This window comes from Methylobacterium sp. E-046 (assembly GCF_022829625.1).
GTDB classification, from domain to species: Bacteria; Pseudomonadota; Alphaproteobacteria; order Rhizobiales; family Beijerinckiaceae; genus Methylobacterium; species Methylobacterium longum.
In genome coordinates this window covers 90,253-114,105 of the sequence record NZ_JAKSYP010000160.1, presented here as the reverse complement: position 1 = coordinate 114,105, position 23,853 = coordinate 90,253, and the positions used below count along the sequence as shown (strand labels likewise).

34 protein-coding genes and 1 pseudogene are annotated in these 23,853 nt (G+C 63.2%); 18 read left to right on the top strand and 17 right to left on the bottom strand.

The window, feature by feature from the left end; translation table 11 throughout:
• Window positions 1–314 precede the first annotated feature (314 nt).
• The 4 genes from MKK82_RS14620 (at window position 315) to MKK82_RS14605 (ending at window position 1,733) form a co-directional block, all read left to right on the top strand.
• Entirely contained in the window at window positions 315–638 is a 324-nt protein-coding gene (locus tag MKK82_RS14620; RefSeq protein ID WP_243986147.1) for a Crp/Fnr family transcriptional regulator, read from the top strand.
• A gap of 155 nt (window positions 639–793) precedes the next feature.
• Complete coding sequence (locus tag MKK82_RS14615) at window positions 794–1,081, top strand: Crp/Fnr family transcriptional regulator (protein WP_243986145.1); 288 nt, start codon at window positions 794–796, stop codon at window positions 1,079–1,081.
• Between the two features lie 3 nt (window positions 1,082–1,084).
• Complete coding sequence (locus tag MKK82_RS14610) at window positions 1,085–1,357, top strand: hypothetical protein (RefSeq protein WP_243986143.1); 273 nt, start codon at window positions 1,085–1,087, stop codon at window positions 1,355–1,357.
• Between the two features lie 82 nt (window positions 1,358–1,439).
• Entirely contained in the window at window positions 1,440–1,733 is a 294-nt protein-coding gene (locus MKK82_RS14605; protein WP_243986141.1) for a hypothetical protein, read from the top strand.
• Window positions 1,734–1,742: 9 nt separating this feature from the next.
• On the opposite strand, the gene MKK82_RS14600 is transcribed toward MKK82_RS14605, so the two are convergent.
• Window positions 1,743–1,988, bottom strand: coding sequence for a hypothetical protein (locus MKK82_RS14600; protein WP_243986139.1), 246 nt, complete (start codon window positions 1,986–1,988; stop codon window positions 1,743–1,745).
• 196 nt (window positions 1,989–2,184) lie between these two features.
• On the opposite strand from MKK82_RS14600, the gene MKK82_RS14595 reads away from it, so the two are divergent.
• The 4 genes from MKK82_RS14595 to MKK82_RS14580 all read left to right on the top strand — a co-directional run bounded on the left by MKK82_RS14595 (window position 2,185) and on the right by MKK82_RS14580 (window position 4,264).
• Window positions 2,185–2,478, top strand: a complete 294-nt coding sequence (locus tag MKK82_RS14595; RefSeq protein ID WP_243986138.1) for a hypothetical protein — start codon at window positions 2,185–2,187, stop codon at window positions 2,476–2,478.
• A complete protein-coding gene (locus tag MKK82_RS14590) occupies window positions 2,475–3,194 on the top strand; it encodes a hypothetical protein (protein ID WP_243986136.1) in 720 nt (239 codons plus the stop codon). Before MKK82_RS14595 ends, MKK82_RS14590 begins: the two co-directional genes overlap by 4 nt.
• Window positions 3,195–3,198: 4 nt before the next feature.
• Window positions 3,199–3,564, top strand: a complete 366-nt coding sequence (locus tag MKK82_RS14585; RefSeq protein WP_243986134.1) for a hypothetical protein — start codon at window positions 3,199–3,201, stop codon at window positions 3,562–3,564.
• A gap of 310 nt (window positions 3,565–3,874) precedes the next feature.
• Entirely contained in the window at window positions 3,875–4,264 is a 390-nt protein-coding gene (locus MKK82_RS14580) for a heme utilization protein (protein WP_243986133.1), read from the top strand.
• 77 nt (window positions 4,265–4,341) lie between these two features.
• Here MKK82_RS14580 and MKK82_RS14575 read toward each other — a convergent pair whose 3' ends face one another.
• Complete coding sequence (locus MKK82_RS14575) at window positions 4,342–4,524, bottom strand: hypothetical protein (RefSeq protein ID WP_243986132.1); 183 nt, start codon at window positions 4,522–4,524, stop codon at window positions 4,342–4,344.
• Window positions 4,525–4,837: 313 nt separating this feature from the next.
• On the opposite strand from MKK82_RS14575, the gene MKK82_RS14570 reads away from it, so the two are divergent.
• Complete coding sequence (locus MKK82_RS14570) at window positions 4,838–5,089, top strand: hypothetical protein (RefSeq protein WP_243986131.1); 252 nt, start codon at window positions 4,838–4,840, stop codon at window positions 5,087–5,089.
• 102 nt (window positions 5,090–5,191) lie between these two features.
• Window positions 5,192–6,334: pseudogene (locus MKK82_RS14565) on the top strand (IS3 family transposase).
• Window positions 6,335–6,463: 129 nt separating this feature from the next.
• Here the strand turns inward: MKK82_RS14565 and MKK82_RS14560 are convergent.
• From MKK82_RS14560 to MKK82_RS14545, 4 genes are all read right to left on the bottom strand, one after another.
• Complete coding sequence (locus MKK82_RS14560; protein ID WP_243986130.1) at window positions 6,464–6,715, bottom strand: hypothetical protein; 252 nt, start codon at window positions 6,713–6,715, stop codon at window positions 6,464–6,466.
• A gap of 41 nt (window positions 6,716–6,756) precedes the next feature.
• Window positions 6,757–7,065, bottom strand: a complete 309-nt coding sequence (locus MKK82_RS14555) for a hypothetical protein (protein WP_409566804.1) — start codon at window positions 7,063–7,065, stop codon at window positions 6,757–6,759.
• 217 nt (window positions 7,066–7,282) lie between these two features.
• A complete protein-coding gene (locus MKK82_RS14550; protein ID WP_243986128.1) occupies window positions 7,283–7,564 on the bottom strand; it encodes a hypothetical protein in 282 nt (93 codons plus the stop codon).
• 182 nt (window positions 7,565–7,746) lie between these two features.
• On the bottom strand, window positions 7,747–7,935 hold the full coding sequence (locus tag MKK82_RS14545; RefSeq protein WP_243986127.1) for a DUF2735 domain-containing protein: 189 nt from the start codon (window positions 7,933–7,935) through the stop codon (window positions 7,747–7,749).
• Window positions 7,936–8,356: 421 nt separating this feature from the next.
• Between MKK82_RS14545 and MKK82_RS14540 the strand changes: the two genes are divergently transcribed.
• The gene (locus MKK82_RS14540) at window positions 8,357–9,532 is read left to right on the top strand and encodes a YihY/virulence factor BrkB family protein (RefSeq protein ID WP_243986123.1); all 1,176 of its coding nucleotides are present in this window, start codon (window positions 8,357–8,359) and stop codon (window positions 9,530–9,532) included.
• A 415-nt stretch (window positions 9,533–9,947) separates the two neighbouring features.
• Here the strand turns inward: MKK82_RS14540 and MKK82_RS14535 are convergent, their stop codons facing one another.
• From MKK82_RS14535 to MKK82_RS14515, 5 genes are all read right to left on the bottom strand, one after another.
• Window positions 9,948–10,715 carry a hypothetical protein gene (locus MKK82_RS14535; RefSeq protein ID WP_243986122.1) on the bottom strand — a complete coding sequence of 256 codons (768 nt, stop codon included), beginning with the start codon at window positions 10,713–10,715 and terminating at the stop codon, window positions 9,948–9,950.
• 40 nt (window positions 10,716–10,755) lie between these two features.
• Window positions 10,756–11,181 (bottom strand): cupin domain-containing protein, encoded by a 426-nt coding sequence (locus MKK82_RS14530; RefSeq protein ID WP_243986121.1) that lies wholly within the window; start codon window positions 11,179–11,181, stop codon window positions 10,756–10,758.
• A gap of 39 nt (window positions 11,182–11,220) precedes the next feature.
• The gene (locus MKK82_RS14525; protein ID WP_313902097.1) at window positions 11,221–12,705 is read right to left on the bottom strand and encodes an FAD-dependent monooxygenase; all 1,485 of its coding nucleotides are present in this window, start codon (window positions 12,703–12,705) and stop codon (window positions 11,221–11,223) included.
• Window positions 12,706–12,754: 49 nt separating this feature from the next.
• The gene (locus MKK82_RS14520) at window positions 12,755–13,336 is read right to left on the bottom strand and encodes a TetR/AcrR family transcriptional regulator (RefSeq protein WP_243986114.1); all 582 of its coding nucleotides are present in this window, start codon (window positions 13,334–13,336) and stop codon (window positions 12,755–12,757) included.
• Between the two features lie 245 nt (window positions 13,337–13,581).
• Window positions 13,582–14,064, bottom strand: a complete 483-nt coding sequence (locus MKK82_RS14515) for a hypothetical protein (protein WP_243986113.1) — start codon at window positions 14,062–14,064, stop codon at window positions 13,582–13,584.
• A gap of 327 nt (window positions 14,065–14,391) precedes the next feature.
• Between MKK82_RS14515 and MKK82_RS14510 the strand changes: the two genes are divergently transcribed.
• Genes MKK82_RS14510 through MKK82_RS14500 form a run of 3 tightly spaced genes read left to right on the top strand, consistent with a single transcriptional unit; the run spans window position 14,392 to window position 15,684 of the window.
• Window positions 14,392–14,805 carry a DUF3768 domain-containing protein gene (locus tag MKK82_RS14510; protein WP_243986112.1) on the top strand — a complete coding sequence of 138 codons (414 nt, stop codon included), beginning with the start codon at window positions 14,392–14,394 and terminating at the stop codon, window positions 14,803–14,805.
• Window positions 14,795–14,995, top strand: coding sequence for a hypothetical protein (locus MKK82_RS14505; protein WP_243986111.1), 201 nt, complete (start codon window positions 14,795–14,797; stop codon window positions 14,993–14,995). Before MKK82_RS14510 ends, MKK82_RS14505 begins: the two co-directional genes overlap by 11 nt.
• Window positions 14,996–14,997: 2 nt before the next feature.
• Complete coding sequence (locus MKK82_RS14500; protein ID WP_243986110.1) at window positions 14,998–15,684, top strand: hypothetical protein; 687 nt, start codon at window positions 14,998–15,000, stop codon at window positions 15,682–15,684.
• Window positions 15,685–15,691: 7 nt separating this feature from the next.
• On the opposite strand, the gene MKK82_RS14495 is transcribed toward MKK82_RS14500, so the two are convergent.
• Together MKK82_RS14495 and MKK82_RS14490 are read right to left on the bottom strand one after the other, a co-directional pair.
• On the bottom strand, window positions 15,692–16,483 hold the full coding sequence (locus MKK82_RS14495; RefSeq protein ID WP_243986109.1) for a hypothetical protein: 792 nt from the start codon (window positions 16,481–16,483) through the stop codon (window positions 15,692–15,694).
• Window positions 16,484–16,515: 32 nt separating this feature from the next.
• Complete coding sequence (locus MKK82_RS14490) at window positions 16,516–16,881, bottom strand: hypothetical protein (RefSeq protein WP_243986108.1); 366 nt, start codon at window positions 16,879–16,881, stop codon at window positions 16,516–16,518.
• Window positions 16,882–17,038: 157 nt separating this feature from the next.
• Here MKK82_RS14490 and MKK82_RS14485 point away from each other — a divergent pair, with 157 nt between their 5' ends.
• From MKK82_RS14485 to MKK82_RS14475, 3 genes are all read left to right on the top strand, one after another.
• On the top strand, window positions 17,039–17,299 hold the full coding sequence (locus tag MKK82_RS14485) for a helix-turn-helix transcriptional regulator (RefSeq protein ID WP_243986106.1): 261 nt from the start codon (window positions 17,039–17,041) through the stop codon (window positions 17,297–17,299).
• An 82-nt stretch (window positions 17,300–17,381) separates the two neighbouring features.
• Entirely contained in the window at window positions 17,382–17,552 is a 171-nt protein-coding gene (locus MKK82_RS14480; RefSeq protein ID WP_243986105.1) for a hypothetical protein, read from the top strand.
• Between the two features lie 106 nt (window positions 17,553–17,658).
• A complete protein-coding gene (locus MKK82_RS14475; protein WP_243986104.1) occupies window positions 17,659–18,051 on the top strand; it encodes a hypothetical protein in 393 nt (130 codons plus the stop codon).
• A gap of 93 nt (window positions 18,052–18,144) precedes the next feature.
• Here the strand turns inward: MKK82_RS14475 and MKK82_RS14470 are convergent, their stop codons facing one another.
• The 4 genes from MKK82_RS14470 to MKK82_RS14455 all read right to left on the bottom strand — a co-directional run bounded on the left by MKK82_RS14470 (window position 18,145) and on the right by MKK82_RS14455 (window position 22,823).
• Complete coding sequence (locus MKK82_RS14470; RefSeq protein ID WP_243986103.1) at window positions 18,145–20,100, bottom strand: DUF3732 domain-containing protein; 1,956 nt, start codon at window positions 20,098–20,100, stop codon at window positions 18,145–18,147.
• Window positions 20,097–20,585: a three component ABC system middle component gene (locus MKK82_RS14465; protein ID WP_243986102.1), complete on the bottom strand. Its 489-nt coding sequence runs from the start codon at window positions 20,583–20,585 to the stop codon at window positions 20,097–20,099. The genes MKK82_RS14470 and MKK82_RS14465 overlap by 4 nt, the downstream gene beginning before the upstream one ends.
• Window positions 20,582–21,781, bottom strand: a complete 1,200-nt coding sequence (locus MKK82_RS14460) for an ABC-three component system protein (RefSeq protein ID WP_243986101.1) — start codon at window positions 21,779–21,781, stop codon at window positions 20,582–20,584. Before MKK82_RS14460 ends, MKK82_RS14465 begins: the two co-directional genes overlap by 4 nt.
• 358 nt (window positions 21,782–22,139) lie before the next feature.
• Window positions 22,140–22,823 (bottom strand): zinc metallopeptidase, encoded by a 684-nt coding sequence (locus MKK82_RS14455; RefSeq protein ID WP_243986100.1) that lies wholly within the window; start codon window positions 22,821–22,823, stop codon window positions 22,140–22,142.
• 160 nt (window positions 22,824–22,983) lie between these two features.
• Here MKK82_RS14455 and MKK82_RS14450 point away from each other — a divergent pair, with 160 nt between their 5' ends.
• Window positions 22,984–23,688: a tyrosine-type recombinase/integrase gene (locus tag MKK82_RS14450; protein WP_243986099.1), complete on the top strand. Its 705-nt coding sequence runs from the start codon at window positions 22,984–22,986 to the stop codon at window positions 23,686–23,688.
• The last annotated feature ends 165 nt before the right edge of the window (window positions 23,689–23,853 follow it).

The window sequence follows — 23,853 nt, the reverse complement described above, 5'->3', positions numbered from 1 at the left end:
TCACGCCCGTGATGCTCAGCTTCTGATCGCAAATTGCCCGGACTTCGCAGCGCAGTCACGGCTATCGGCATCGCCTTGGTCGGAACTCCGATCCCGCACCCTTTGATATACGAAGCGGTGAGAGCGAATTTCTTCAAATTCCGTCTTTTGATTGGGTAGATCCCTCAGGTCGCTGGCATCGATGTTCGGTTGTCGCCGCGATGATGCGAGCGCAGCTGGACATCGCCCCTGCAGGATCGGTGATGCGTGCCAGCGCTGCTTCGAGAGCGCGCCCTGGACGGTCACCTCGTACTCTGGCCCATGAGGACACCCCCATGCAGCAGGCGCTGATGCGGAAGCTCGAGAGTTTCGAGCCGTTGTCCGATCAAGCTCGCTGGGCCCTGAAGCGCTTGGTACTCAAGGCCCGGCTGGTAAGCGCGCGCCAGGATCTGATCCAGGAGGGTGACAAGCCCGAGAACGTGCTCCTCATCCTCGACGGCTTCGCCTACCGCTACAAGGTCCTGCCGGACGGGCAGCGCCAGATCATGGCCCTGCTCGTGCCGGGCGACTTTTGCGACCTGAACGTGTTCATCCTCGACGAGATGGATCACGCCATCGGCACGATCTCGGCGTGTCAGGTCGTGGACATCCCACGTTAAGCCATCGATGAGATCGCTTAGGGACCACGCCGACATCGCACGTGCCTTCTGGTGGTGCTCCCTGGTCGACGGCGCGGTCCTGCGTGAGTGGCTCGTCAACATCGGCGGCCGGGCTCCCGCCTCAGCGCATCGCCCACCTGCTCTGCGAGCTTCTCATGCGCCTGGAGGCAGTGGGGCGCGTCACCGACAACAGCTACACGTTCCCGCTGCCGCAGACGCAGATCGCCGAGACGATGGGCCTGTCCGACGTGCACGTGAACCGGACGCTGCGGGATCTGCGCGCGCAGGGCCTGATCCACCTGAAGCGGCGGGTGCTGACCATCCTCGACGTCGAGCCGCTCAAGGCATTCTGCGACTTCACGCCGAACTACCTGCACCTGCGCAACACGCGCTGGGGCGAGCACCGTGAGCTGAGCTGGCCCGGTCAAGCCCAGGAGGGTTAGCCGATGTCTGGGCGGAGCAACGTCGAGACCCTGCTCGTGCTGCAACTTCAGCTGATCGCGGTCGACACCGGCAGCCCTGACCGTGATGGCATGCTAGTAATGGCCAACGGCCTGCTGGTGGCGGTGCTGGTGCGCCTCGCCGAGCCGGAGCACGACAATGTCGGGAGCTGGTTCCTGGAGGCGGGTTTCGGCCGGCTGCAAGGGCAGAGGGTCCCTACCTTCCCCACTCTGGACGATGCGAGCCGCTGGCTGCGGCGGCATCTGAAGCCGGTGTGAGCCATCTCACCGGTGACCGGATAGGACATGCTGCCCTCAGGCCTTGAAAGGGACGCTACGGGCCGGACAACGGGGATAGATCATGAGCGAACCCGAACAGGGCAGTGCCGAGGCGGTGTACGTGTCGGCCATGGTCGGCGAGATGATGCAGCGCGTTCTCAGCGACGCCCTGGTCGACCTCGCGCGAACCAGGGGAGCCTGCTACCTCGACCTGTTCATGGAGCGCGAGCTGGCTCGCTATGCCGACCTCTACCGAGAGCGCTCGGACGATACAGCTGGAACCACCAGCATGTTGCGCGCCTGGTTCGCGATGGAGGGCGCTGCCGCCTTGCGGGCAGTCGTCGAGCGCGCGAGCACGGAAGCGAAGCGCGACTGATGCCGCGTGCTAGGCCGACAGCCGTCTGGTGTTGAAGGCGACGTGCTCGCGGTAGCGGGCGATGACCGTCTCGGGCGATCCGCCGAGCATCAGCGTCGTCATGGCCTCGCCAGCGGTGTGCATCTTCTCGACTACCATCGATTGCATCTCGGCCCGCCCCTCGCGGCCGCCCCAGGCGAGGCGGACCAGGCGCAGCTCGAGCACGCGCTGAGACTCGATCGCCAGCATTACCGATGAAAAGATGGGATTGTACATGGGACCTCCGCACCGCGTGAATGCGGTACTGAGTCAACACGATGAAAGTCTATAAATATCCCGTACGATCATTTGATGGATTTTGGTGTAAATCAACTTCTCTCGGCTATCCTTGAGGTCGCAGGCCAGAACTTTCAGTCATGAGCATATGTTTCTCATTCACGCCCGCAATAGCGCGGGCAAGCGAGGTTCATGAGTGTCAGAGCACACCTCCGGTCAGGATAGCCGCCAGGGCAAGCGTGGCCTGCCGGCTCTCTACGTCCTGATCGTCAGCGTCAGCCTGATGCTGACGTCGCTGGCCGGACTGATGATCTTGCAGGGCGCGAGTTCACCGCCAGATTATGCCAGCCAGAGCCAGGCGGCATCCCGCAAGCAGATTACTGGCTCTGAGACAGGCAGGTCAGATGCCGCGTCGTCGGCCAACAGCAGCGGCGTGCCCGGCGGCAATCCGGCGTATCCGCAGCCCGCCGTGCGGAGTTCCAACCCATGACCGCGGCGGAGATGGCGATCGATGATCCAATCGAGGCGGCGGTGCTTGAACGCGCGCAGCGGAACTTCCTCGACAACGGGCCGGGTGACCGGATGTGGTCGGATCCCTCCCCTATGAAGGGAGCCACGATGAGCGCCGGCTTCGCCCTGAGCGCGGACCAGCGCGCCGCGTTCATCGCTGCGGCGCGGACGGAGATCGCCTCCGAGGCAGATACGGCTGAGCGGCCGGAGGGATCCCCGCTTCCGAGCGAAGGTTCGCGTGCGAGGCTTGGCATTCTCGCGCTGTATGAGAGTCATAGCAAAGCGCAGGCGGCGACGGCCACGTTGGTCGCGGCCGGCATCCCTGAGCAGGCGATCCAGCGCGTGGTCGCCCCCTCCGATCCGGATGACGGCCGCGCCGGGGCGGAAGCATCGCTTCCAGACGGCTCCGGCGTACGAGACAGGCTCAGCACGGTCGGCGTGGCTCCGGAGGCGCTGGAGGTCTGCTGCGAGCGGCTGAGACAGGGCGCGGCGATGCTGAGCCTCGTGGTCGCTGACCCCCAGCAGGACCTCGTCATGGGCATCTTGAAGGACCATGGCTCGGTCGATCCGACGCTGCGCCTCGCGACCTGGAACGCCGAGGGGTGGGGCGGCACGTCGCCCGTCTCCACGGAGGGTTGGGGCGGCTATTCCGCCACCGCAACCGGGGCAACCGACATCACGACGCGGCGGGAATAAGCCGATGGCCCTCTTCGCTCCCGTCCGGTCCGAGAAGACCGACCTCGACGCGTTGCGGCGCTACGCGGTTAGCGTCATCGCCCGGTCCGAAGGCGAGGACCTCCAGATGAAGGCGGTCACCCTGGCACTGCTCGGCGGGATCATGTGGCGCGCCGTGCCGGGATCGATCGAGATGATGCAGGACGCAGCGGGCGCCAAGGCCATCCTGTCGACCACCCTCGGCAGCCGCCATCTGACGTTCTCCTACGACCAGAATACCGAGTCGATCGAGATGCGCGAGGGCACCACGGACGGACCAGTCTTGCACCGCTTCTGCAACCGGACCTTGGTCTGGGATTTCGAAGGAACCTTCAGCGCCCTTTGGCGGTGAGGGCGCCCGGATCCGGTTCCGTTCATCAGTACCAGCCGGGCCATCGTCATCGCAATTCGCACGCGGCGGCCCTTAAGTTCCCAGCAGTTTTGTATCTTGCTGTCGAGGTCACCGGAGACGCCGCGCTGGACCAGGATTGAGCTAAGCCTCGTATGCTCTATCCCGGAACTTCCCTCTCGCACCAGATCACGCTGCTGCGGGATTTGATCCAACAAACGTTGAAGGTCTCAAGACCGAGAAACTGTTTGAGCGATACCGTTATATTCATAACGCGAAGTCGATCTCGACGGCGCGACCGTCGGAGCAGACTATGACTCGTGTTGCCACATTGATCACTGCTGCTGGCCTGATGGCGGCTGCGGTTTGTCCGACCGGGGCTGCGATGCGGAAGGTGCACGTTCCAAATCAGTATGACGGCTCATGGACCATCGTCGCCACGACGGCTCAGGGTCCTTGCTCGGCCAGCACGAGCTATCACGTGCAAATCAAGGACAGCGACGCCTCGATCCCCGGGCAGGAGGTCGACATCGACGGCGGCGTCTCTCCGAGCGGGACCGTGCAGGCGACGATCATCAGCGGTTCGAACAAGGTCCCGATACTCGGCAGCCTCGATCCCAAGGGTAGCGGCAGAGGGACGTGGCGCCCGTCGGGCGGTCTGGTCGAATGCAGCGGCGGCTGGAGCGCGCGGCGAGAAGGGTAGGCAAAGCACGCAGTCTGACGCCGGATCCCGGACGACAGGCGGGCATCGATGCCGTCGGCATGCACTGCTGCGCGACGTCAGGTCGTGAAGAGGAGCAGGAGCGCCCCCAGCCCGCCCAGTGCGGTCGTGCTGATGCCGCCGAGGCAGGCGAGGTCCCAGCCAGCAAAATCCTCTGTGACGGGCGCATACTTGAAGGTGCAGAGGGATATGGCCGCCCCAATCGCGATCAGCGCGAGGGCAGCCGACATGAGGATCGTCATCAGTTGAACTCCTCGCCGCGGCGAGCTGCACCAACCAGCGCGCAGCTGAAACGCGATCAACAGGTGAGAATACGATATCTGAATGAGACGCACAATTTGCAAGTTGTCTTAATTTAAATCGTATAGAAATCCCTCGGCCTGATCTTTAGATGAACGATAATGCGATCAAAAGACAGGATTACACACAAGAATCACTGTGCATGCCTCCGCATAAGCGCGTGCGACTACATATCTTGGAACATCATACGGAACGATGATCTTTCATCAAAGCAGATTGCGGCTCTTCGCCAAGCCTGAACCCAGAAAGCACCTCATGATGCAGCATACTTTCGCTGGAGCGGCGTCCCTGGCTGTCCTCCTTCTGGTCGGCTCGACCTACGCTGAGAGCAAGTCTCTGGAGGCGCCGGCCAGCGATGCGATGCCTCCGATGGAGTTGATCATCAGCATGAAGCACGGGAAGCCGATGTGCGACCCCGCGGAAATTCTCCTACCCGCCAACACCAACGTGGCCCTGCATATCGTCAGCAGCGCCGATGTACCCGTCACGATCACGGCGCCCGGTTAGTTCGAGAATGGGCTGGTTCTGCACGCCGACGGCGACTGACCTGACCGGCTGGCTTTGGACCGGGCTGATTGAGAGGATCAGCCTGAACCAGAGGAGTCGGGGATGAAGCGAGGACAGAAGACGAGCGCGGAGCAGGTGATGCTCAAGCTACGCCAAATCGAGGTGCAGACAGCCCAGGGCAAGAGTTTGGCGCTGGCGTGCAAGGAAGCGGAGATCTTCGAGCACAGCTACTACCGCTGGCGCAAGGAGTATGGTGGACTCCAAGTCGATCAGGCCAAGAAGATGAAGGACCTGGAGCGTGAGAACGCTCGGTTGCGGCGGCTCGTGGCGGACCTGTCCCTGGAAAAGCAGGTCCTGGCGGACGTCGCCTCGGGAAACTTGTAGCCCCCGAGCGACGCAGGCAGGCGGTTGCTGGCATCCGGGAGAAGTACGGCCTCTCGGAACGTCGCGCCTGCCGGATCGCCGGCCAGCATCGGGGCACGCAGCGCTACGTGCCTATACTGCCGGCCGACGAGGATGGACTGACCCAGGCCATCATCGCCCTGGCATCCGAGTACGGGCGCTACGGCTATCGCCGCGTCACCGCGCTGCTACAGGCGGCCGGCTGGCGGGTGGGCCAGGACCGGGTCCAGCGCATCTGGCGTCGCGAGGGGCTGAAGGTCCCGAGCCGACATAGACCCCGAAGCCGTCTGTGGCTGAACGACGGCTCGTGTGTGCGGCTGCGTCCGCTCCACCGCAATCACGTCTGGAGCTTCGACTTCGTACAGGCGCAGACCCGCGACGGGCGGAGCCTGCGCATCCTGACGCTGATCGACGAGCACAGCCGGACCTGCCTTGCGCTGAAGGTCGCACGGCGGATCAACAGCGTCGGCGTGATTGAGGCCCTGGCCGATGCGATGTGCCTGCACGGCATCCCGGAGCACATCCGCTGCGACAATGGCCCGGAGATGATCTCAGAGGCGCTACGCAAATGGGTCGCCAAGACGGGGCCGCAGATCCAGTACATCGCTCCGGGCTCGCTGTGGGAGAACGGGTTATTGCGAGAGCTTCAACGGAAAGCTGCGCGACGAGTGCCTGCGTCAGGAGGTCTTCTACTCGCTGAAGGAAGCGCAGATCGTGATCGGTCTATGGCGAAACACATACAACCGCGTCCGCCCGCATTCGTCGTTAGGCTACCGGCCGCCCGCGCCCGTCAGTTACCCAGATCCGGCCTTTCGGCTACCCATGGCCGCAGCCATGCAGTAGCCTCACAACTGGCCCGGTCCAATATACCAGTCAAGTCACTCTGACCCGGCGGTATGGCGACGGACAACCGTTAAGCGATTGGCAAAGCCATACCTCGGCGTCGACCGGACGCCCCCGTAAGTCTTCGTGTCAGACGGACTTCTCGTTCAGGCGAGTCCGGTGAAGATCGAGGTCATCCAGCAGGCGCGGCAAGAAATCTGAGGCGGAGTTCAGCTCGATGGTCTTTGCCCTGAGTACCACTAGCGCATCGGCCTGTGCCCGCAATCCCTGTGTCGAACTCAGATAGGCCCAGATCGCCGCATCGGCCTCGCCGATAGCCACAGAGTGCTCAGCGTCGAGGAGCGCCCGGAAGATCTGTAGGGTTTGGTCGAGGGTAGCCATCCCTGGCAAACCATCCTGGAGTGGTTGTGTGCGCGAGGCTATCAAAAAATCCATATCGAGAGCGACAGGACGGCGGCGATCCCGCCGATGGCGGTGCAGAAGCCGGGGACGATCCAGTTGTTCAATCCCTGAGGTTGGGCGGCCTTCCGAACTCTGGCGGTCGCCGCCTCGGTCTTGCGGGCGAGCGCGATGCGCTCATGCGAAGGCGGGTTGCCGGCAGCCTCATCGTCCGTGCCGAGCTGCGACAGGCCAGGGTCATAGGCCGCGACCTTGTCGCCGGTCGCGCCGCTATCGATGTCCGCCTTCAACATGGCCGTAGTCGGCCGATCGGAGTAGGGCGGCTCGGCCACGTGCAGGTTGCCGGGCGACGGCGGAGTCTCGGATCGGAACAGCATGAGAGTGCCTTTCAGGGCAGCGGCATCCGGCATCGTTGGATGCGATACCGATCGCTCAAGGCTTGGATCTACTGCCTCAAGCATGTTGGCTCACGCCCCGGCAAAGCCGCTGCCGGGACGCTGAGAGTTCGATTAATTTGTTTCCTCGACAGTTTGGCCGATGCGAGCCAGCTTAGCCGCCGCCGTTCCCACCTGCGCCGCCGCTGCCTGTCGAACCGACCCGGGACGGCTGGTCTACATTGCCCGCCGAGGCCGAGTCCTCTGAGATGCCGTCGGCAGCACGCCCCGTCGGAGAGTAGGTGGCGGCCCCTTCATCACCGGTCGAGCCGGGCTGGCGCGTGACGACGCCGGGCGCGATGATGACGGTCGTGCTGGTCGGGGTCTCGAAGACCTGAGCGGAGACAGGGGTAGAGAGCGCCACGGCGAAAGTCGCAACGAGGATGAGCTTGGTCATAGGGCCCTTTCTTGGTGAGGCTGGGGAACACTCGATCGCGCGCGATGTGTCCCACCGGTAATGTCGCAGGGGCGGGCAGTGGGATCTTGACCAGCGCGCGCCACTTTGGGGCCAGCCGCTAGTAGTAGTTTGGCCGGAGTTACTCACCCGGCGCGAGTCCCCGCCTAAAGAGGCACTGGTTTTTAGTGAACGTCCTTGAGCCGCTGGATCGCTGCGTCGTGATACCAGCCGCTTCCATATTCAGTCGCAACGATCTGCTCCGGCTTGGGCTTCAGAACAACGGCCTTGTTCTCGCGGCGAAGCCCGCTGGCAATCGGCACGATTTGCGCGGTGCGCCCAGCTGCCGTCGGCAGCTCGTGAGAAGATTTCATGGCCACGTCCTATCTTTATTTATAATTCCCGATCGTTTTTAAATCAGACGACCCGGGATCGTGATTTTGAGATAATCATTGCTATTGAATTTGCTAAGGAGCGTTCGAAATTTTATTTAGATATAAACATACATTGCTTTATGGCTCTGGCTTGTATTTCCTAGAACCGCGTTATCGCTGTGCCCTATAAATTGACCGGTGAGCGCTTGCAGGACGCGAACGAACTCGAACGGTAGTCCCGACACCCGCCCAGCGCCCGCTATCTTGAGCGCATGCCTGGACAGTACGGCCAGACCTACGACCCGCAGGAGGAGCTGGCGATACGCTTTCCCGCGCTCAAACTGCTTATTGCAACGTTCAAGATAGCTCTCCGTTGTTCGCCTGATGCCAAAGCGCAGTCCCGTGCACGCGGAAGTTTCTGATGACGACCTCCCCTCCAGATCGCCCACAGCCGGATCCTGACAGGAAGGGGGGCTCCCTCGCTTGGACCCTGGCTTTGTCTACCGCGCTGCTTGGCATCGTGGCTCTGCCGCGACGTGCGGCTCGCACAAGATCCACCGGATCTGGAGAGATGCAGGATGGCAAGGGTGAAGGGGCTCGGCGCACTCCGCCCTCACACACCGGGGGCGACGCCCATGGGGTAGCGCGGACGCAGGCCGACCGCGGCCGCCGAGCGTCAAAGCCTACGGAGATCCCGGCCAAGGGCTGGAAGGACATCGCGCTGCGCACCTACCGGGACGTGGGTGAGAACCGGATCATGCTGGTGTCGGCTGGCGTGACCTTCTTCGCGCTGCTGGCGATCTTCCCCGCGATCGCTGCCCTGGTGTCCATCTACGGCCTCGTCGCCGACGCCTCCACCATCAACGACCAGCTCGCCAGCCTGCAGGGCATCATGCCCCAGGGCGCCCTCGACATCCTGAGCGATCAGGTCAAGAACCTCGACGAGAAGGGCAACGCCACGCTGGGACTGAGCCTGATCGTGAGCATCGCCCTGTCGGTGTGGAGCGCCAACGGCGGGATGAAGCACATCTTCGACGCGCTCAACCTCGTCTACAACGAGCGCGAGAAGCGCAACTTCGTCGTGCTCAACCTCGTGTCGCTCGCCTTCACGGCGGGCGCGCTGCTGTTCCTGATCCTGGCGCTTGTCGCGGTCGTGGTGCTGCCGGTGGTGTTCGAGTTCATCGGCATCGGCAAGGAAGCGTGGTGGCTGGCGATGCTGCGCTGGCCGGTGCTTCTGCTCGCCGTGCTCGGCGGCTTGACGGTGCTGTACCGCTACGGCCCGAGCCGGGACGCGCCGCGTTGGCACTGGGTCACCGGGGGGAGCGCCGTGGCAGCGGTCCTCTGGCTCGGCAGCTCGCTGCTGTTCTCGTGGTACGTCGCCAATTTCGGCAGCTACAACAAGACCGACGGCTCGCTCGGCGCGGCGATCGGGGTCATGACCTGGATCTGGATCTCGACCACGATCGTGCTGCTGGGTGCGCAGCTGAACGCCGAGACCGAGCATCAGACCGCTGAGGACACCACTGTCGGTACGCCGCAGCCTTTGGGGACGCGGGGGGCAAAGATGGCCGATAATGTCGGAGCTGCTGCGGAATGAGCGGCTACCGCCTGACACCGGCGCTACGTGGCATCCCGATAAGCAGGCCCTATCAGGAGGCGACAATAGGTAGCGCGGCCGGCTATGTCAGATAAACGATCGCCTTTCCGACATGCGTCCTGCGTCCGTTGGAAAGCGCCAAGGAGGCCCTCCTTCCTGTCGGAAAGGCGTGCCGGCTCTTCAAGCGTCGGTAAAATACTCCTACGAGAGGCAATGTCTGGTTCGAGCCGTCACTCTCCAGAAAGTAGACCGGCGGCTTTCGGCCAACAGATGCCGCAACGCTCGGCCCGCGCGAGCATCTCAGATGGGTGGAAATCAGCCTGTCCGCTTAGGGACAATATGCATGCTTTCCAGACACGCGCTTGCTTGTGGTTGCGCCTCGTATGAACTGCTCTGCCGTCAGGGCTGGCGCTCGTCATTCAGGTGACGAGATCGTTTCGACAGCGTGCCGCAACGGCTCAGTCGAGAGGCGCATGAGGCCGTCCAGCGGCCGATCGAGCTCAAGGATCAAAAAGACCGCACTCGCCACAGCCATGGCCCCGAGTAGCAGGGAACCGCCGACCGTCACATTCACCCGCGCAAACAGGCCGAAGCTTAGGAATATGGCTGACAGCCATGAGACCAGGACAACCAAGAACGGTGTCGGGATGGCGCCTCCAGGATCTTGGATCATCAGCACCCGCGTCGTGGCGATGCCCTCGGCGAGCTGTACGGCTCGGTCCCTGGCCGCCCGTTGGGCATCATCCTGTGCGGCAAGCCCCTGTATGCGATCTGCCAGCCCGAGAAGCCGGCGATCGCGGATCGGCTCGGTGAGCCCTCGTTCACTCGGCCTGTCACCCACGACACGCGCGCTCAAAGCCTCGCTCAGGGCGGAGCGCAGCACTTCACGGGTCTGGCGAGCGCCATCGCCGTAGCGAGCCAAAGTGCGATCGAGCGTCACCACATCGGCCGCGATGCGGTGAAGCTGGCTGTTGCGCTCATCGTAGTTGGTTTTAGCCGAGGCCACGAGTAGGCCGAGCACCAAGGCAGACAGCGTCGCAAGAAAGCTGGCTACGAGGCGAACGACGTCGTGAGACGCATCATCAAGGGTGTTCTCAGGCAAGCGACGGTGCAAGGCCAGCCCGGCGCCCCCAGCCGCGCTCACTGTCACGAAGACGAGGCCGGCAGCGGCTGCTGCGTCCATGATGCGTCTCTCCCGCAGTCGTACCGCAACAAGGTTTCGCCTAGTCCGCTGGAACCGGGACGAGGCCATAACGCATCATCAGCGCACGCATAGCTTCGGGGCTGGAGCGTCCGGAGTTCACGAGATCGGCGGTCTCCTGGAAGTACTCCGGTCCGAGGACGCCAGGCGTGAGGATGCTCAGGAAGGTCGCGGCGTCCTTCGTACGGTTGGCAAAGCCGTGGACGATTCCACGGAGGATGAAGAGAGACGCCCCCACGCCAATGTCGTTGTCACGTCCATCGACCGTCCAAGTTGTGACGCCGGAGAGGCCGTAGACGGTTTCGTCCCACCTGTCGTGATAGTGCGGGATCGGCATGCCCGCCCCGGCCTTAGCCGTCGTCGTGAAAAGGTCGAGGCTGTCCTCTGTGCCGTGCCGATCCTGCAGGAAGCGTAGTTCGAGGCCGGCGAAGCGGATCGTTGTGGGCATGATCACTGCTCCGAAAGAGATGCGGACTGGACGCGCGGGTCAAACTGGGGCCGCTTGTGCCGCGATGGGCGACAGATAGGCGGAGATGACCTCCGGCCTCGTCGCCGCGCACGCGAGATAGCCGTCCGGGCGCACCAGGGCGATGGTGTCCGGATGGAGGGCCGGGCGGATCTCGGGATCGACCAGATCGCCGAACTTGTCTGGGAGCCCGGCGACCGCCATCGATGGTGCGGCGAACAGGACGAAGCGCGGCGCCGACCCCGCACCGACCGGCGGCCGTCCTGCGACGGGCGGAACGCGTTCGCCGGGCCGCACCATCCCATGCACGCCTGGTCCGTTCAGCGGGCTGTCGGCGTAGTGGATTGCGACCTCCGACATGGTGTCGGCTACGCCGTGGGCGATCCGGGGGATGCCGAGCATCAGGCGCCCGACCGCGTTGCGCACTCCTTGCGCCATCGGGTTCTTCAGCGTCGCCACGCTGGTCAGCCGCTCGGCGGCCTTCAGCACCTCGTCCCCGACCCCGCTGCGCTCCTGGCTGTAGCTGTCCAAAAGCCCGGCGGCGGCCCGGCCGTGCGCCACCAGGGCCAGCTTCCAGGCAAGGTTCACGGCATCCTGCATGCCCGTGTTCATGCCCTGACCGCCGGCCGGGCTGTGGATGTGTGCCGCGTCGCCTGCGAGGAAGGCCCGACCACGGCGATAGGAGGCAACCTTGCGGCCGTTGATGCGGAAGCCCGATAACCAGACAGGATCGAACAGGCGCGTACCTGAGGGACCGCGCAGGTCGACCAGCGCCTGCACCTGTTCCAGGCTCGGCACGGGCGCGGCCTTGCCCTCGGTGTAGGGGAGGTCGCCGATGATTCGGTAGCGTCCGGGCTGGATCGGGAAGATCAGCAGTACGCCGTCGCGGTGCCAGTGGATCGACGCATCTGTGTCGGGCCGCGGGTAGCCCGTCATGTGCACGTCGGCGAGGAACCAGTCGCTGAGCAACGTCTCGCCCGCGAACGGCATGTCGAGCGCGTGACGCACGGCGCTGTGAGCGCCGTCGCAGCCGACCAGCCAATCCGCCCGAACCACCTCCCGCGTGCCGTCGGCGCTTTGCAGGGTTGCTTCGACGCTACGATCACCCACAGTGAATGACGTCGCCTGGGTGCTGCGCTCGACGGTGATACCCTGCGCGGCGAGACGCTCCTCCAACAACCGTTCGGTCTCGGACTGGGGTATGGCCAGCGCGTAGGCATGAACGCTCGGGATGGCATCCATGGCGACGCGGCCGACAACGTCGCTGCCGGCCACGAACGTGACGCCCTCGACCTTGAACCCCGCGTCCACGAAGGGGGTGGCCCCCTGGGCGCCGCCGCGATCGAGAAGTTCGAGGGTTCGGCTCCACAGCACCATGGCCTTCGACTTGTCGGTGCGCTGCGCGGCCTGATCGACGATACGCACGCCAACGCCGTAGCGTGTGAGCTCGGACGCCAGCGTCATGCCGACCGGGCCGCCGCCGATGATGAGGACAGAAGGCGTCACAAGATTTCTCCAGGTCGCAGTATCGTGGGGAAGCGACCTGGGATGACCGCTAGGCGGACCCGGAGCTGCCGACGATGAGATGCAGCGCGGTCTTGAGCATGCCCGCGGCGCGCTGCTTGCCGTCGGGACGTCCGGTTGCGAGGCTGACAACGGAGAGACCCACGGAGAGGGCGTGTAGAAAGCGGGCGGACTCTTCGGATACCGGCGAGCCGCTGATGCGGCTCAGGAAAGCGGTCACATGAGTTGCGATGCCGTCCACGAGTTCTCCGAAGAGTTCGCGCAGCCGTGGCTCCTCATCGCTGGCCTGGACGAGAGCCATGAGCACGCGGGTATTCTCGTAGCGGGTGACCAGTTCGGCGATGGCGCCGGCCGCCTCGTCGAGCGTGGTGAGAGAGCCCAGCGTGGCACCGACGGCCGCGAGTTGGCGATCGACGGCAGCACGACCGACCGCAGCCAGGAGATCGAGCCGGGTCGGGTGATAGTAGGTGATGTGGCTTTGGCGCATGCCGGCGCGGGCAGCGACGCGAGGCTGGGTGAAGCCGACATAGCCATGTTCACGGAGGGTGGCGAGGCCCGCTTCCAGGATCTGCTGTCTGCGCTCATTCACCGACCCGCCCTGGTTGGTAGACATACCAATATCCGCTTTGCACGCGACGTCAACCGCATTGTGTCGAGGCATGTAGCTGAACGATGAGAGCTGAGCACGGCCTGACGTCATTCGAGGCGACGGCGGCGAAGTCCGCTTATAAGATGAGTCCGGACACGGTCTTTGCGGCCGGGTTGGGTCGCTAGGAGCCCGTCTGCTTTTCCGACGGTCCTGCTCCAAAGCGGCCGCTCCGCTTACGGCCATAACCAGCCGCCCGCGCTAGTTGCCGATCAGCGGTACAGGCCCTCGTCGCGGAGACGGTTGAGCAGCGAGCAGGCCCAGTCGCTGGCTGCTATGCCGAAATCGCGCTGCCCAGGGCCATGCCCACACATCGGCTCCAGTTTCCGCATCGCCCGATCCATCGCCGAGCCTTCCCAGAGGATCAGAACTTCACGGTCGGTGAGATCTTTGAGGAAGCACCAGAGCATGAGCATGAGGCCGAGTGCTGGGCGCTCGTGCCAGTCGACGCTCGCCTTCCGTCTGATGCGTTCAAGGCGGCGCAGGAGCGCCTGCTTCCTGGCCGGCGTCAGGTCTGTGAAGGGCTCCAGGCATGCGATCCGCAGATCACCGCGCAGCTCAGCGATGTCCATCTCAGCCTTGGAAGCCAGAGTAGGGCTGGCAGGAACGAAGACGCCCGGCGCCCCTGTGAGCGCGTACAGCAGGTGAGCCGGGACAGCGAGTTCGATCTGCTGGCGATCGGTCAGGACGGGCATGGCGTCGCTTACCGCGTCAGTCGGCCACGTGAAAGGCCGATCGAGTTTGCCCGGCGACCACGGCTGTCATCAAACGACAAATGGGTGCGGTCGGGCCGACGATTCATGCAACTGAAAAGCCAGCAATTCGTCGCGTTTGACATTATGCTAATATTCCTATAAAACGCTTTGTACCGCATGCCAGCTCGAGGCCAGCCGTGTCGCGACAGCCGCACCATCGAATGCAATTCGCCATGGCACCACGGGCCCGGCGATCAAGCCACCTCAATCCGAGCACCACCAGCAAGGGGTCCCACACGGGGCCCCTTCTTCTTTGCGAGGTCGACCATGAGCAGCGCTAACTTTTCGACACCAGCCGACCACTCCGCTAAGTTCGGCGATTCGCAGAAGCCAGGGCAATCGTCGGTCACGGTCGCCGATCCCATCGCCCGCATGCGCGCCCTGAACGATGCCTTTCGGCGCAGCTTCGCCGGTGGGCAGGTGGTCGAGACGCCCGGCGTGGTCGAACTGCCGGAAAGCGACCGCATCGCCCTGTTGCTGGCCGTACGCCGCTTCAGCACCTTCGACGCCGACAACGATCCCCACGGAGAGCACGACTTCGGCACGGTCGAGGTTGGGGGCGAGCGCTTCTTCTGGAAAATCGACGCCTACGATCGGGCGCTGCTCGGCGGCTCGCCGGACCCGGCCGACCCCGCGGTCACGACCCGCGTGCTCACGATCATGTGCGCCGATGAGTACTGACGTGGCTGGCTCCTACACGACGCCGCGGGTGCCCCGGATCAATCCGCCTTACCCCGGCGAGGTCATACGACCCCAGCCGCGCGGAGAGGCCGAGCTCGATGCCGACACCGAATGGAACGAGGACTGGCCGGCCGATGACGACGGCGACTGGTCAGGTTGCGCCCGCGACGGCGACCGGGAGGAGGGCTGAGCATGGCCCGCCCACCTAGTCCCATGATGCTGGAGGTCGGCATTGCTGCAGCTGACGCCGATAGCAAGCTGGCGGTGGCAGGTTTCTCGCCGACTCGCCGCCGCCTATTCACCCTAATGGCGGCGTTGCCGGCTGCCCAGCCGCAATACGCCGCCGAGGATGACCCGTCGTGGTTGCGCCACCGTTCAGGCTTAGATCAGACGCTGCGCCTGTTCGCCGAGGTTCAGGGCCGCCTAGCTGAGCACGAGCGAGCCCTGCAAGCCTGCGACCAGCTCGAAGCAGCGCTCGTGGCCAAGTTCGGCTACCCGCGTGTTCGGCTGACCGGGATACTTGGCCTTCCCGATCGGTTCGCCGCTGATCTTGAGACCATTGCGCGCCTTGTGCCGCCCGGCCGTCGACGTGAGCGGCTGCAGCGTGTTCTCCGACGGCGGCAGGCGCGCTGGGCCGACGCCGCACAAGCGTGCGGACTTACGCCTGCCCAGGAACGGGAAGACGCCCTGTTCCGCGCCGTGCGAGACGCAGCCGACAGCCTGTACGCGATGCCCGCGACGACCCTCACCGGTCTCGTGCTGAAACTCGTGGTGCTGCTGAGCTTGGAGGAACCCGGCGAGGCCGCCAGTGCGGCCTCGCCCTGGCGTGAGCTGCGCCTTATCCTCCTTGATCTCAGCGCGATCGCCACAGTAGCTTGAGCGACCTTCACTTATCCTCGCCGAGTTCCCGCAATCCTGTGACTGTGATATTCGCGGCGTACTGCGTCAAATTCTCGGCCGTTGCGTCAACCCCGATGACCTGCTTCGTGCCATTGCGCAAGAACACGAATGTGCAGCTAATCCCAGACATATTCTCGCGATCGCAGAACGCTTCAGGGTAAGTCACGCATAGCCTCTCCAGGGTTGGCTTACAGCGCTCGATCACGGGATCTGGAACAGCGAATACGCTGTAGCCGCGTTGCTGCAACGACTCCCGTACAAGGCCATAGCTCTCCATCCAATAAGCCGAACGCAACGGATCCAGCGGTGAAGGCGGCCGCGGCTTGATCGGCACATCCTTGCCATCAAGCCCGGCGTCGAGCCACAGCTTGTCAAGGAACTGCGGCTGGTCGAAGCCACAGACCACCTGCTTCGGTTCGTTGCCGGTGTAGACCCGGTATTGGTCCCCACTCATGGGTTCGATGAAGACACTCTCGAGATCGACATACTGTACAGGCCGCAGGCGTTCGGCGTAGGCGTGCTCGACGAAGGACGCAGCCTTGTCCTTGCCCTGCACGGTCGTGATCGCCTTGCCCGCCACGCGCAGAGCGTCAAAGGCTTGCATCGCCTCGGGCCACGCCTTGCAGTCCGGCGGCTTGGCGTAAACGGCTTTGTTTCCGTTGAAATAGAAGACATGGTTGAGTTCGAGCGTGTGCGGCGATGCTTGTCCGAACTGAGCTACGGCAGGTCCTGATCCCACAAGGACAAGACCGAAGAGGCCGGCCGCCAACACATCCATCGGCAAGCTTGTGCGAGGGGGACGGGGCGGCCTCACGGGCTCACCTCCGTTCCACCGGCGGGGAGCTTACGCCAGCGCTGCTCGCGCACGCCGAGGTAGGCCATAGCGGCGAGAGCGAGGGCGACGAAACCCCAGATCCGCAGGTCGTGAAAGCCTGAGCTGCTGCCAACGCCGATACCGAGCGGAGCGGCGATGAGGAACATAGCGACTGAAGCCCGCGGCAGGCCGAGAGCGAAGGCCGAGCCAAGCAGGTACAGCAGGGCGACAAGGACACCGAGGGCACCGCCAGCGCTGATCGTCTGGTCTTTGGCCATGCCTCCGCCGAGGCTGACCGCGCAGGATTGCAGACCGACGGCGAGGGACAAGCACAGCCCGATGATCAGCACGGCGATGCGCAAGGTTGGTCCTTGGCTGCGCTGATGGTGATCGGAGTTCGGGCGATCGAGCTTCGAAGATGCCGAAGGGAAAGGTTGGGCGACAGGCGAAACCTGACGTTGGTTTCATGTCGAATATATTCGGTGTTTTTGTGGCGGGCAAGGTGATGCCAGTGCTGGCATGGAAGGCCGAGCGCGCGTCGCCTGGAACCTGCGGCGGCTGCGGGTTGAGCGTGGCATCACCCAGGAAGGTCTGGCGGTCGATGCCGGCGTCGATCGCACTTACGTCAGCGGCATCGAGCGGCGCGAGTTCAACCCGACCGTGGATCTGCTCGACCGTTTGGCGATGGCTTTGGCGGTCGACATCCTCGACTTGCTGGCAGTGCCAGCGGCCGATGAGGCGGAGCCGTCACCCTTGCCGGCGGGACGGAAGCGACGCTGATCAGTCCCTGCACAGGATGCACGCGATGCACGGGCTTTTGCGGGGGTCGGTAGGGGGTTCAGACGTCGGCACCGAGGTGCAGTTGCTCAACACGCTCAACCGGCCCCCAATATCCCTCAAACCCACCTCCGAACGGCTCAACCGGGCTGAAGATGCCGCCAATCAGAGCTTTGAACGTCGCCCGCCTTCAACTCGCATCATGATCGATGTGACGCATATGGCCAAGCTCGGCTGGGGCGGCGCAGTAAGGTAATGGTTGAGACGGTAGAAGCTCGCCCCCAACCCCGTCGATCAGTTCCTCGACGCCTTCGGACCCATCCAATATGTCGTTGTCCAGTGCGACGGGATGGAGCTGGGTCGTGCGGTTCAACCATGTCGCCAACCGGGTCAACCCGGGTCATTTCCACGCCGTCGTGGACATGTTCGTCGGGCAGCTGGGTTTCGTGGAGTTGCGACGCACCGAACGCGCCGTGTGGTTGCGGCAGCCCGGGACTAACGTGGACTTGCAACTCAGCCGCAGCGACACCGGGCACCGGGATCACGACCGGGAGCGCTCGCAGATCTCGTTCCTCAGCGACACACCCGAAGCCGATCTCGACCGTCTGGCCTCGTGGTTCGTTGCCAGGGGGCTGCCAGCTCATGTCGGTGCCTATTCCGATCGGGAGTTCTACCTCGACGTGCCGGCAGCGTTCGTCGATTTCGTCGTTGAGGCGATGCTGCCCGAATTGGCGGACTACGACGTCGTGGTATGACCCATTGGCGACGTTGGGAACGTCCGCTTCGGGGCGTTGTCTCAACTCCACTGCATGCGATCATCGTCTTGCAGGTGAGGTTTGGCGCTAAATTCAGGCCAGACCACCATTTGCGTCGGGCCAATCTTCGGGCACGAGCGCTGGTGGCTTCGTCCAAGGTCGTTCGACCAACGCCGTCTGAAACCAGTCGTCACGCAGATTGGCGTGTTCGGTCACAATGATTTGGAACCCTGGCGCGTCTTCCTCCGTGAAGCGACGCAGGAGTTCGAAAAGGCGACGGACCGCTTCAAGATCGGCGTCGGTCTCGGTCGTCTCGACCGAGCCGTCAGCCGCCTTGTAAACGGCCTCGGATGGGAAGTAGACCTGGGTCGGCTGGTCGATAAGCAGGAACCGAGGAATTGGTTGGTTGTTGTTTGCCGAATAGCGATGTAGAGCCAGCAGGGCCGCCAAGTGGTAAGCGAGATGGTTCTCGCCACCGCCGGTGCGCGGCATGTAAATAGGCCGGCCCGGACGATCGATCGCCACGGTTAGGTTGTGCAAGTCCAGACGCGCGGGAAACTGACCAAACTCGCCGCCGAGTGCTGCGATGTAGCCTGACATGTGCATGGCGATGCTGTTGAGCGTCGAAACCAGCCGTTCTCGGGAGTCGTCGGCACCGATCTGGCGCTCCAGGTCGTTGGCTCTAAGCTTGAGATGCCGATCCTCACGCTCGAGCCGGGCAAGTTCTTCATCGGGCACAAGGCCCTCGAGGAACAGGCTGACCCTGCCGACGACGCGTGAGGCAGCATTGTTACGGTTTCCCATCTGGGCAATGATCTCGCTGCTTGTGATCGCGGCCGACAGCTCCACCTCCTTATTCCGGATCTGGTCGCCGATGCCCTGGATCTCCTGGCGCTGGGCGGCGAGGTATTCGTCGAGGGCCGGCCGTTCGCCAACCACGGCGGCCATTTCACGTTCGAGCGATGTAAGCTCGGCAATCAGGGCGGCGGCCAATGGGGTCTCCATGCCCAGATTGGCTTCGGCGAAGGGCCACTGCCACTCTCCAGTCGCAGAGTTCTTGGGTAGTAGCTTGATCGAGGTCAGCCGATCCTTCTGCTCCCAAGCCTCGGTTTCGAAACCCTCCGATCGCTTGGCGTAATTGATTGCCGCATCGATGCGCTGCTGGACCTCGCGCCGTTGTTCGCGCAACGACACCAAGTCATTTTCAATTGCCGACACACGTAGGCCGTCGTCTTCCGGCACCGATGCGGGCTCCCAAGCAAGAACGCTCCTCAGGACCTCGATCCACGATCCCGCTTCACCAACGTCAGGGAGCGGGATGCCCACGGCTCTGGCCTCAGACAAGAGGCCGAGCGCCTTTTCGTCCGAGGTCGCGACGGCAGTGCGGGCCTGTTCCAGCTGCTTCCCGTTGAGCCGAATGTCGCGTTGCACCCCGCGAAGGCGCGACTCCAGCTCGTATTTGTCGCGCGAGGAGATGCCGAGCAGGATCGGCAGTGTGTCCTTGATCGCCTGCGGTTGAAATTGCTCGTTCTGCCGATAGAACAATTGGTCCTTGTTAGCAACAATGCCCTGTTTTTGAAACAGATAGTAATGCGTGTGCTTGATATTGGCTTCGTAACTTTCTCGACTGCTGCTCAACGGCACATCTGTAACGTTCTCTGGGATGCCCAGGAGCCGTGACAAGAGCGTCTCCACTCCATCGTCATCATCGTTTACCGCCAGTTCGGCGAAGACCGGGACGTCCAGCTGAGCACCGCGCCTAACCATTGCCAAGCTGCAGCTGGCGCGACCATCGCTGGGCGTAGGCTTTGCAATCAAAACTTGTCCCCCCCCAAACTGGTAGATCACCGCAAACCAGGCTACACGATCGCGAATCACTCCCTCGGGGATGTTAAAAGTAGAACGGCCCATCAAGTATTCGAGGATCTCGGACAGCGCCGACTTTCCCGTCGAGGATCGACCCGTGATGACATTGAAGCCAATGAGATGAAACGCCAGATCGCGGCGGCGGCCGTCATGGCTGTAGATGTGGATCGATTTAATCTTCAAGGCCGAACGCCCATCGTCGCGTAGATCGTCACGCGATCACCGATACGAGCAAATTCCTTGCCCAGGTACTTTGCGACTTTCTGAATCGCTTGGGTCTCGTTGGATCCGGTTATCGACTTGCGCACTCCTTTGAGATTGGCTTTCAAGCGGCCGTCAGTCCGCACTTGCATTGATCCAAGGTAGTGCAACAGTCCCAGCGCTTCGAAGGTGAAGGGCAGCATATCCTGGGCTCTAGCGCCGAAGCCTATGAGCAACTGCGGATGGTTGGATATGAGTTTGAGGAAATAGCTTCTCGTACTTAAAGCGAGGATTTCTCGCGATTGCTTATGTAGGCAGATCGGCAGGATGAGCGGTGCGAGCGAGAATGGAATGCCGCGATCGTCCTCTTCCTCAAAGGTGGCCATAGCCCGAAGCAAAACCAGCCCGCAAAAAGCCGGATTGAAGAGGTTTCGGACCTCAATTGGGCGTTGGTCCCAGACCCTCACGCGGCCTTCCCCAGGATCTGTGCCAACTGCGCCAGAAACCGTGGGTGCCAATGTACGTGCGGCTCGGGCCTAGCGTTGGCTAGGATGTGAAAGGCACCGCGCGTGACGTAGGGCTCGGTCACTCGTTCTCGAATGCGCAGCGAGGTCGTTTCCAGCTCGGCCCAGCGGTAGAGTTCCCGTCCCGCCGCCAGGCAGTCGGCATCACCGCTCTTGTCGCTTATGGTCTCGAAAACGACTTCCTTGTACCGCCCCCATTCGTCAATCAACCGGTCTTCGTATTCTTCGATTTCGTTGGAGACGAGCAGGTTCTCCCGAGCCCAGCTGGAGCGTTGCTCGAACGCCCGATAGTAGTCGATGATTGCGGCCTGCAAACGCGTTGTTGAGAGTTCCAGAGTGCGCAATTGTTCGACAAACATGCGCGGATCGTTGGCCACATCCAGGATGTCGGGTTTGCGCTGTCGAAATGTAATGGGTAAATTATCGTTGCGGTACTCCTCTGCCATCGCCGAAAGTTTGTCGGAGACCTCAATACCTGAAATGGGCGCCGTGCGTTCGCCGGCCAGGAGCTGTATCGCCTGATCTATCCACCACCCTTCGAGCCGTTCGAACAGGAACGGCCGCGACTCGCGACGAATGGTGCGAAGGTGCCGGTTGATGACGGCGCTTGGGATGTCCGTAATCCGGAGCGTGGCGTCAGCGATGGTGATGCGCGAGTAAAAGTCGGCTAACTCGGCCCCGACAAGGGTCGCTAGCTCCTCGCGTACGGCGACCACCAAGACGCTCCTAGACTTGTCCAGCGGCTCCTTGACGGCCTGGGCACGGGCCTCGCCTTCGACTTCCTCGTCCTTGAACAAGGTGAGGATGGAGTCGGCGCCAATGACACCCGTCGTGAAGAGCATGAAACGCGCATCACAGCCGATCCTGCCATTGGCCTTGTAGTGCGCCAGCCAAATGCGAACCGACTTCCAAAAGTCGGTCGCGAGATCGGTGAGGGTGTCGCCCACAGCCTTGTGCTTTAGGGACATGAGGCTCTTGCGGCCAGCGGCGTCATCGAATTCGACGTCGTCCTCCTTTTCGAGGAGCAGCGAACTGTCTTCTGGCAGCTCCAGGATTCTTAAGAGAGCAAATCGAGCTTGGTAGATGTAGCCTAGACTTTGTTCGGCCGCAGAATACGGCGAGCGTGCACCGCCGCTCATCGATGTCCGCGATCGTAGAGAAGGGCGCTGCGCCACATCTTAACCCCCAGCTACTCGGGCCTTCCCAAGTTCGGCCAGGGTCGATCCTATCTGAACCTTGGCGTCAGACAACCCAGGGTAGGCTTGAGTTTGCCGCCGGCACGGAGCTTTGCCGCTGCACCCTAGCCGTCACTCCGGATGGTCGAATTCGGCGGAAGTGACCTCATCAACATCTCGCTCTGAATGTCCGCATCCTGGAGAGGCGCCAACTTCCGTTCCTGGCGCACAGCAACTGGGAGGAATGGCCAAGTCTGGTTCCGAAGGTGGCGGTCCGCTCGCAGTTTGGCGGTCAGGCGCATTGGCCCCTAACCACGAGGTTTTAGAACGGGAGGAGCCGCCGAAAGCGGGCAATGTTCACGAGCGCTATGAGGGACGAGGCCACGTAGGTGAGGGCCGCGGCGCGCAGTACGGTGCGGGCGCCGGGCATGTCGCCTGCGTCGAGGAAACGACCCGTCTCCAGGATGGGCAGGGCCCGGCGGAAGCTCGCGTCGAGTTCGACCGGCAGTGTCAGGACGTGGAACACGAGGCGAATGCCGAGGAGTGCGACGCCGATACCAACCTGTAGGGCGAGCAGCACCGGCGAATGGACGAGAGCGAGCACCACGGGCGCAGTCATCATCACCACTGCCGCAGTAAACTCGAAGCCCTGCACAACCGGGGCAAACCTCACCCGCGCCGCGAAAAGCTGGTCCCCCGCCGCGTGCTGAAGCGCATGGGAGACCTCGTGTGCCGCGACCGCGACCGCCGTGATCGAGCGGCCGTCATGGTTCCCCGGCGACAACCGCACGACCTTCGCGACCGGGTCGTAGTGGTCGGCTGGCGCTATCTCGACGGAAACGTATTTCAGCCCCGCTAGGTCGAGCAAATGATGGGCGAGTTCACCTCCGGTCCCGGGCAGATCCGGCCGCTCGGTCGCGTATTGCCGCATCGCCCGGCGCACCCACCAGTGGGGGCCGAACACAAGGCCGAACAGGAGGGCGCCGAGCGCTAGGAGGATGGGCACGTCAGATATGTAGCGGTGCCGCCGTATCCGTGAAAGCGCGGTGCATGCCTCCGCCTCCGGCACATCTCGAGCTACCCGCCGACGTCGGTTCGGGCAACCGGGACGCGGGCTGATCGCGGGCTGGGTGAGATGCTGATGGCTCCACAGACGGAGCTTCATCATGCACTCGACGAACGAAACTACCCGCCGCCCCTGGAACCTGGGCCGCCTCATCGGGCCCAAGCCGCCGTTCAAGCCAAAGCACATCTGGGCGATCCGTACCCGCCTACAGCACGAAGGCCGTACCCGCGATCTTGCCCTGTTCAACACGGCCATCGATAGCAAGCTGCGGGGCTGCGATCTCGTCCGCTTGCGTGTGGCCGACGTCCACCTCGGCGATGGCATTCGCCTGCGTGCCACCATCATCCAGCAAAAGACCGGCCGGCCCGTCCCATTCGAGCTGACTGAGACGACCCGCGAGACGCTGGCGGCTTGGCTGAAGCTGCGGGGACTGCGAGCAGGTGACTGGCTGTTTCCCAGCCGCAGCCGTCCCGGCGAACATCTGACGACGCGACAGTACGGGCGGCTCGTCGACGAGTGGGTGACGCTGATCGGCCTCGACCCAGCGGGCTACGGCACGCACAGTCTGCGCCGGACGAAGGTCGCGCTGATCTACCGGCGCACCGGCAACCTGCGCGCCTGCCAGCTGCTGCTCGGGCACACGAAGCTAGAGAGCACGGTGCGTTACCTCGGCATCGAGGCGGACGACGCGCTGGTGATGTCCGAGCAAACCGACATCTCACGCCTATCGCGGCGGCCCTCATGGGCTGCCGCACCAAACTCCTCGCCGTCCGAGAAGGGTGGAAAGCCGCCCGTCCGCTCTTAGCGTTGTATCGTCGGAAACGGACGTCGCAGTCCAGGCTTAGGAGCCGGAATACTACCCTTAAATAAGCTGCTCCATCCGTGGTTGTACCAGTGAACGCATCAGAGAGTGTGCAGCCACTCTCGTTCACCGGGGCTATTGTTGGGCGATACTCAACAAGTCTTAGGC

What these genes read in the sequence shown, in the direction of transcription:
- MKK82_RS14620 (WP_243986147.1), top strand. Translation starts at nt 315, where the DNA reads ATGCAGCAGGCGCTGATGCGGAAGCTCGAGAGTTTCGAGCCGTTGTCC.
- MKK82_RS14615 (WP_243986145.1), top strand. Translation starts at nt 794, where the DNA reads ATGCGCCTGGAGGCAGTGGGGCGCGTCACCGACAACAGCTACACGTTC.
- MKK82_RS14610 (WP_243986143.1), top strand. Translation starts at nt 1,085, where the DNA reads ATGTCTGGGCGGAGCAACGTCGAGACCCTGCTCGTGCTGCAACTTCAG.
- MKK82_RS14605 (WP_243986141.1), top strand. Translation starts at nt 1,440, where the DNA reads ATGAGCGAACCCGAACAGGGCAGTGCCGAGGCGGTGTACGTGTCGGCC.
- MKK82_RS14600 (WP_243986139.1), bottom strand. Translation starts at nt 1,988, where the DNA reads ATGTACAATCCCATCTTTTCATCGGTAATGCTGGCGATCGAGTCTCAG.
- MKK82_RS14590 (WP_243986136.1), top strand. Translation starts at nt 2,475, where the DNA reads ATGACCGCGGCGGAGATGGCGATCGATGATCCAATCGAGGCGGCGGTG.
- MKK82_RS14585 (WP_243986134.1), top strand. Translation starts at nt 3,199, where the DNA reads ATGGCCCTCTTCGCTCCCGTCCGGTCCGAGAAGACCGACCTCGACGCG.
- MKK82_RS14580 (WP_243986133.1), top strand. Translation starts at nt 3,875, where the DNA reads ATGACTCGTGTTGCCACATTGATCACTGCTGCTGGCCTGATGGCGGCT.
- MKK82_RS14575 (WP_243986132.1), bottom strand. Translation starts at nt 4,524, where the DNA reads ATGACGATCCTCATGTCGGCTGCCCTCGCGCTGATCGCGATTGGGGCG.
- MKK82_RS14570 (WP_243986131.1), top strand. Translation starts at nt 4,838, where the DNA reads ATGATGCAGCATACTTTCGCTGGAGCGGCGTCCCTGGCTGTCCTCCTT.
- MKK82_RS14560 (WP_243986130.1), bottom strand. Translation starts at nt 6,715, where the DNA reads ATGGCTACCCTCGACCAAACCCTACAGATCTTCCGGGCGCTCCTCGAC.
- MKK82_RS14550 (WP_243986128.1), bottom strand. Translation starts at nt 7,564, where the DNA reads ATGACCAAGCTCATCCTCGTTGCGACTTTCGCCGTGGCGCTCTCTACC.
- MKK82_RS14545 (WP_243986127.1), bottom strand. Translation starts at nt 7,935, where the DNA reads ATGAAATCTTCTCACGAGCTGCCGACGGCAGCTGGGCGCACCGCGCAA.
- MKK82_RS14540 (WP_243986123.1), top strand. Translation starts at nt 8,357, where the DNA reads ATGACGACCTCCCCTCCAGATCGCCCACAGCCGGATCCTGACAGGAAG.
- MKK82_RS14535 (WP_243986122.1), bottom strand. Translation starts at nt 10,715, where the DNA reads ATGGACGCAGCAGCCGCTGCCGGCCTCGTCTTCGTGACAGTGAGCGCG.
- MKK82_RS14530 (WP_243986121.1), bottom strand. Translation starts at nt 11,181, where the DNA reads ATGCCCACAACGATCCGCTTCGCCGGCCTCGAACTACGCTTCCTGCAG.
- MKK82_RS14520 (WP_243986114.1), bottom strand. Translation starts at nt 13,336, where the DNA reads ATGTCTACCAACCAGGGCGGGTCGGTGAATGAGCGCAGACAGCAGATC.
- MKK82_RS14515 (WP_243986113.1), bottom strand. Translation starts at nt 14,064, where the DNA reads ATGCCCGTCCTGACCGATCGCCAGCAGATCGAACTCGCTGTCCCGGCT.
- MKK82_RS14510 (WP_243986112.1), top strand. Translation starts at nt 14,392, where the DNA reads ATGAGCAGCGCTAACTTTTCGACACCAGCCGACCACTCCGCTAAGTTC.
- MKK82_RS14505 (WP_243986111.1), top strand. Translation starts at nt 14,795, where the DNA reads ATGAGTACTGACGTGGCTGGCTCCTACACGACGCCGCGGGTGCCCCGG.
- MKK82_RS14500 (WP_243986110.1), top strand. Translation starts at nt 14,998, where the DNA reads ATGGCCCGCCCACCTAGTCCCATGATGCTGGAGGTCGGCATTGCTGCA.
- MKK82_RS14495 (WP_243986109.1), bottom strand. Translation starts at nt 16,483, where the DNA reads ATGGATGTGTTGGCGGCCGGCCTCTTCGGTCTTGTCCTTGTGGGATCA.
- MKK82_RS14485 (WP_243986106.1), top strand. Translation starts at nt 17,039, where the DNA reads ATGGAAGGCCGAGCGCGCGTCGCCTGGAACCTGCGGCGGCTGCGGGTT.
- MKK82_RS14460 (WP_243986101.1), bottom strand. Translation starts at nt 21,781, where the DNA reads ATGAGCGGCGGTGCACGCTCGCCGTATTCTGCGGCCGAACAAAGTCTA.
- MKK82_RS14450 (WP_243986099.1), top strand. Translation starts at nt 22,984, where the DNA reads ATGCACTCGACGAACGAAACTACCCGCCGCCCCTGGAACCTGGGCCGC.